The 5,495-nt window shown below is 65.3% G+C and carries 4 protein-coding genes; all 4 read left to right on the forward strand.

What is annotated here, in order from left to right:
• Positions 1 to 23: 23 nt before the first annotated feature.
• The gene (locus ACR2JA_RS05320; RefSeq protein WP_434008073.1) at positions 24 to 1,373 is read left to right on the forward strand and encodes a glutamine synthetase family protein; all 1,350 of its coding nucleotides are present in this window, start codon (positions 24 to 26) and stop codon (positions 1,371 to 1,373) included.
• A gap of 139 nt (positions 1,374 to 1,512) precedes the next feature.
• On the forward strand, positions 1,513 to 2,952 hold the full coding sequence (locus ACR2JA_RS05325) for an aspartate aminotransferase family protein (RefSeq protein ID WP_434008070.1): 1,440 nt from the start codon (positions 1,513 to 1,515) through the stop codon (positions 2,950 to 2,952).
• 184 nt (positions 2,953 to 3,136) lie between these two features.
• Complete coding sequence (locus ACR2JA_RS05330) at positions 3,137 to 4,315, forward strand: extracellular solute-binding protein (protein WP_434008071.1); 1,179 nt, start codon at positions 3,137 to 3,139, stop codon at positions 4,313 to 4,315.
• A 104-nt stretch (positions 4,316 to 4,419) separates the two neighbouring features.
• Positions 4,420 to 5,495: ABC transporter ATP-binding protein (locus tag ACR2JA_RS05335; RefSeq protein WP_434008072.1), on the forward strand; the 1,076-nt coding region annotated here is incomplete at its 3' end.

Raw genomic sequence — 5,495 nt, forward strand, 5'->3', positions numbered from 1 at the left:
TGACAGCCCCCTCCAAGACCAACATGAGCTTCAACGACCTCGAGAACTGGCTGAACCAGCGCCGCGTGAACGAGGTTGAATTCCTGGTGACCGACCTGACCGGGGTGGCCCGCGGCAATATCCTGCCGCGCGAGAAGTTCACCGAAGACCGCGGCATGCGCCTGCCGCAGGCCATCGTGGGCATGGGGGTGACTGGCGAGTTTCCCGAAAGCGGGCCGTACTACGACGTGGTCGACCCGACCGACAAGGACATGCAGCTGCGCCCGGACCCGAGCACGGTGCGCATCGTGCCCTGGGCCACCGACCCGACGGCGCAGGTGATCCACGACTGCTTCGACCACGAGGGCAAGCTGGTGCCGTTCGCCCCGCGCAGCGTGCTGCGCCGCATCTGCGACCTGTACGCCGCCGAGGGCTGGGACCCGGTGGTGGCGCCCGAGCTGGAGTTCTACCTGACCGCGCGCAACACCGACCCGAACACGCTGCTCAAGCCGCCGATCGGCCGCAGCGGCCGCGCTGAGACTTCGCGCCAGGCCTATTCCATCGATGCGGTGAACGAGTTCGACCCGCTGTTCGAAGAGATCTACGACTACTGCGAAAAGATGGAGCTCAACGTGGACACGCTGATCCACGAGGTGGGCGCGGGTCAAATGGAGATCAACTTCTTCCACGCCCACCCGCTGGGCCTGGCCGACGAGGTGTTCTTCTTCAAGCGCACCGTGCGCGAAGCCGCGCTGCGCCACGACATGTACGCCACCTTCATGGCCAAGCCCATCGCCGGCGAGCCGGGCAGCGCCATGCACGTGCACCAGAGCATCGTGGACAAGGCCACCGGCCAGAACATTTTCAGCAACCCGGACGGCACGCCGTCGGACGCTTTCCACCACTACATCGGCGGCCTGCAGCGCTACATCCCGGCGGCCATGGTGCTGGTGGCTCCGTATGTGAACAGCTACCGCCGGCTGTCGCGCCACACGGCCGCGCCGATCAACATCGAGTGGGGCCACGACAACCGCACGGTGGGCATCCGCTCACCCATCGCCAGCCCGGCCGCGCGCCGGGTGGAAAACCGCGTGATCGGCGCCGACGCCAACCCGTACGTGGCCATGGCCATGACGCTGGCCTGCGGCTACCTGGGCATGAAGAACAAGATCAAGCCCAAGCCCGAGATGAAGGGCGACGCCTACCTGGCCCCCTATGCGCTGCCGCGCAGCCTGGGCGAGGCGCTGGACTGGCTGCGCCGCGAACCCGACCTGCACGAGGTGCTGGGCAAGGAGTTCATCACCATCTACACCGAGATCAAGGAACTCGAGTTCGACGAGTTCATGAAGGTGATCTCGCCGTGGGAGCGCGAGCACCTGTTGTTGCATGTGTAACCCCCCGCGCCGCAGTCGATGACCCACCCCCGCGCCGCACCTGCGGTGCGTCACCCCCTCGAGGGGGCAACGCTGGCGGCCCGGCGAAGCCGGTTCCGCGGCGTTCTTGATGAATGCACCGCCAGAAAGTGAGACCCGTATGAACACCTCGACCCTCATCGCCCCGCCCGCCCTGGTCCGCCGCGCCGAGCAGCAGGACACGAAAGCCATCCAGGCGCTGGACAGCGCGCACTTCATCCACCCCTTCACCGACCACGCCGGCCTGGCCGAGCGGGGCGCGCGGGTCATCACCCGCGCCGAGGACATCTACGTCTGGGACTCCGAGGGCAAGAAGATCCTGGACGCGATGAGCGGGCTGTGGTGCGTCAACGCCGGCTACGGCCGCAAGGAGCTGGCGGACGCGGCCTACCAGCAGATGATGACGCTGCCCTTCTACAACAGCTTCTTCAACACCACCAACGTGCCGGCCGTGCAGCTGGCCACCAAGCTGGCGGCGCTGGCGCCGCAGGTGGGCGACCGCACGTTCAAGCATGTGTTCTTCAGCAGCAGCGGCAGCGAGAGCAACGACACCAACGTGCGCATGGCGCGCCGTTACTGGGACCTGATGGGCCAGCCCGAGCGAAAGGTCATCATCAGCCGACACAACGCGTACCACGGCAGCACCATGGCGGGCGCCTCTCTGGGCGGCATGAGCGGCATGCACGCCCAGGGCGATCTGCCGATCCCCAACATCACCCACATCGAGCAACCGCACCACTGGGAAAACGCCAACCCTGGCGAAAGCAAGGCCGACTTCGGCATCCGCGCCGCGCGCTGGCTGGAAGAGAAGATCCTGGAGATTGGTCCCGACAAGGTGGCCGCCTTCATCGCCGAGCCAGTGCAGGGCGCGGGCGGCGTGATCATCCCGCCGGCCACCTACTGGCCCGAGATCCAGCGCATCGTGGACCAGTACGGCATCCTGTTGATCGCCGACGAGGTGATCTGCGCCTTCGGCCGCCTGGGCCACTGGTTCGCGTACGAGAAGTTCGGCATCAGGCCCGACCTGGTGACCTTCGCCAAGGGCGTGACCAGCGGCTACATCCCGCTGGGCGGCGTGATGGTGGGCAACCGCGTCGCCGAGGTGCTGATCGAGAAGGGCGGCGAGTTCAACCACGGCTACACCTACAGCGGCCACCCGGTGGCATGCGCGGTGGCCCTGGCCAATCTGGAGCTGATGGAGCGCGAGAACCTGCCCGGCCGGGTGAAGGACGACACCGGCCCCTACCTGGCCGAGCGCTTCGAGGAACTCAAGCACCACCCGCTGGTGGGCGACGCCGAGACCTGCGGCTTCGTCGCCGGGCTGGTGCTGGTCAAGAACAAGGCCACGCGCGAGATGTTCGACCCGGACCTGGCCGTGGGCATGGTCTGCCGCCGCCACTGCTTTGGCAACGGGCTGATCATGCGCGCCGTGGGCGACCGCATGATCATCGCGCCGCCGCTGACCATGACCCGCGCGCAGATCGATGAGCTGATGGGGTTGATCCACCGCTGCCTGGATGCCACGCTGGACGAGCTGCGTGGCCAAGGTTTGTTGGGGTGAACGTGGGTGACGCGCCTTCGGGTTGCCGCCATGCGCGCGTTTCCGAATCTTTGTTACAGTCCCGCGATGCCCCAGTTTGGGGATATTCTTGGTCTGCAATTTGCTAGCTGGATCCCCAGCAAGACAGCCGGTTCCCGAGTGTCAAACGTCCGGTTCCAACCCTTTCACAGGAGTGTTCCTCACCATGAAGAAACAAGTTCTGGCCCTGGCCATTTCCGCCATCGTCCTGGCCGCCTGCGGCAAGAAGGAAGAGCCGGCACCCGCACCGGCCCCGGTGGCCGCGGCGCCCGCACCCGCGGCTGAACCCGCCAAGCCCGCCGGCCCGGTGTTCGACGACGAAAAGGTCCTGAACATCTACAACTGGCCCGACTACGTGCCCGAGGGGATGATCGCCGCGTTCGAGAAAGAAACCGGCATCAAGGTCAACTACGACACCTTCGAGACCAACGAAGCCCTTCAGGCCAAGCTGGTGGCCGGCAACACGGGTTACGACATCGTGGTGCCCGGCACCGTCTTCGCCAAGGGCCAGATCGAAGGCGGTCTGCTGCAGCCGCTGAAGAAAGACCAGATCCCGAACCTGGCCAACATGGACCCGGCCATCATGCAGGTGCTGACCAAGGCCGATCCGGACAACAAGCACCTGATCCCCTGGGCCTGGGGCTTCACCACCGTGGGTATCAACAAGACCAAGGTCGACAAGGCCCTGGCCGGCATGCCCATGCCCGAAAACGCCTGGGACCTGGTGTTCAAGCCCGAGTACACGAGCAAGCTCAAGTCCTGTGGCATCGCCTACCTGGATTCGCCGACCGAGATCATCCCGGTGGCCCTGCACTACATCGGCAAGGACGCGTACTCGAACGACCCGGCCGACTACAAGGCCGCCAACGAGATGCTGTCCAAGGTGCGCAAGGACATCCGTCTGTTCAGCTCGACCATGATCGACGACATCGCCGGTGGCAAGGCCTGCGTGGCCATTGGCTGGTCCGGTGACGTGAACCAGGCCGCCGCCCGCGCCAAGGAAAACGGCTCCAAGGACGTGATCGAAGCCCTGCTGCCCAGCACCGGCGCGCTGATCTTCTTTGACACCATGGCCGTGGCCAAGGACGCCAAGCACCCGAACAACGCCGCCGCGTTCATCGACTTCTACCTGCGCCCGGAAAACGCCGCGCTGATGGCCAACACCATGGGCTACCCCACCGGCAACAAGGCCGGCATGGACAAGGTCAACCCCGAGATCGCGGGCAACAAGACCATCTTCGTGGAAGCCGACTACATGGCCAAGATGATCCCGCCCAGCAGCTTCACCAACGAAGCACGCGAGGCGATGTCCAACGCCTACAACAGCTTCAAGAAGGGCAAGTAAGGTGTGAGACGCCCGCTCTCGGGCGGCGCCTGAACCGGGCTGTTCGTACCCTGCGTATGAACAGCCCTTTTTGTTTCTGCATCCAAAACCAACAAGGGGTCACCATGGCAGCAGCCGGTACGCAAGAAGGCTATCTGGTCACGGAAAAACTGGTCAAACGCTTCGACGAGGCGGTCGCCGTCGACGAGGTGTCGCTGTCCATCGGCAAGGGCGAGATCTTTGCCCTGCTGGGCAGCTCGGGCTGCGGCAAGTCCACCTTGCTGCGCATGCTGGCCGGCTTCGAGACACCGACCAAGGGGCGCATCCTGCTCGGTGGCCAGGACGTGGCCAACATGCCGCCCTACGAGCGCCCGGTGAACATGATGTTCCAGAGCTACGCGCTGTTCCCGCACCTGAACATCTGGGAGAACGTGGCGTTCGGCCTCAAGCGCGAAGGCCTGTCCAAGGCCGAGGTGCAGCAGCGCACCGACGAGATGCTGGGGCTGGTGCAGCTCACGCCCTATGCCAAGCGCAAGCCGCACCAGCTCTCGGGCGGCCAGCAGCAGCGCGTGGCGCTGGCGCGCAGCCTGGCCAAGAAGCCCAAGCTGCTGTTGCTGGACGAGCCGCTGGGCGCGCTGGACAAGAAGCTGCGCGAGCAGACCCAGTTCGAGCTGGTCAACATCATCGAGAAGGTGGGCGTGACCGTGGTGATGGTGACGCACGACCAGGAAGAGGCCATGACCATGGCCAGCCGCATCGCCATCATGAGCAAGGGCCGCGTGCTGCAGGTGGGCACGCCCCAGCAGATCTACGAATACCCGGCCAACCGCTTCGTGGCCGACTTCATCGGCAACGTGAACCTGTTCGACGGCAAGCTGACGGTGGACGAGCCCGACCGTTGCGCGGTGAAAACGCCGATTGGCGAGATCCACGTGGGCCACGGCATCAGCGGCGCGCTGGACATGCCGGTGGCCGTGGCCGTGCGGCCCGAGAAGATCGACATCGCCAAGGAGCGGCCGGCCAACGTGGACCACAACCTGTTCGCGGGCCGGGTCAAGGAGATCGGCTACTTCGGCTCCTACAACACCTACATCGTGGTCACGCCGCAGGGCACCAAGGTCAAGATCACCGAGCCCAACGGCTCGCGCCACGAGCTGCTGGACATCACCTGGGAAGACGATGTGTTTTTCTGGTGGGATGA

This window comes from Hydrogenophaga sp. (assembly GCF_051007235.1).
Lineage (GTDB): Bacteria > Pseudomonadota > Gammaproteobacteria > Burkholderiales > Burkholderiaceae_C > Hydrogenophaga.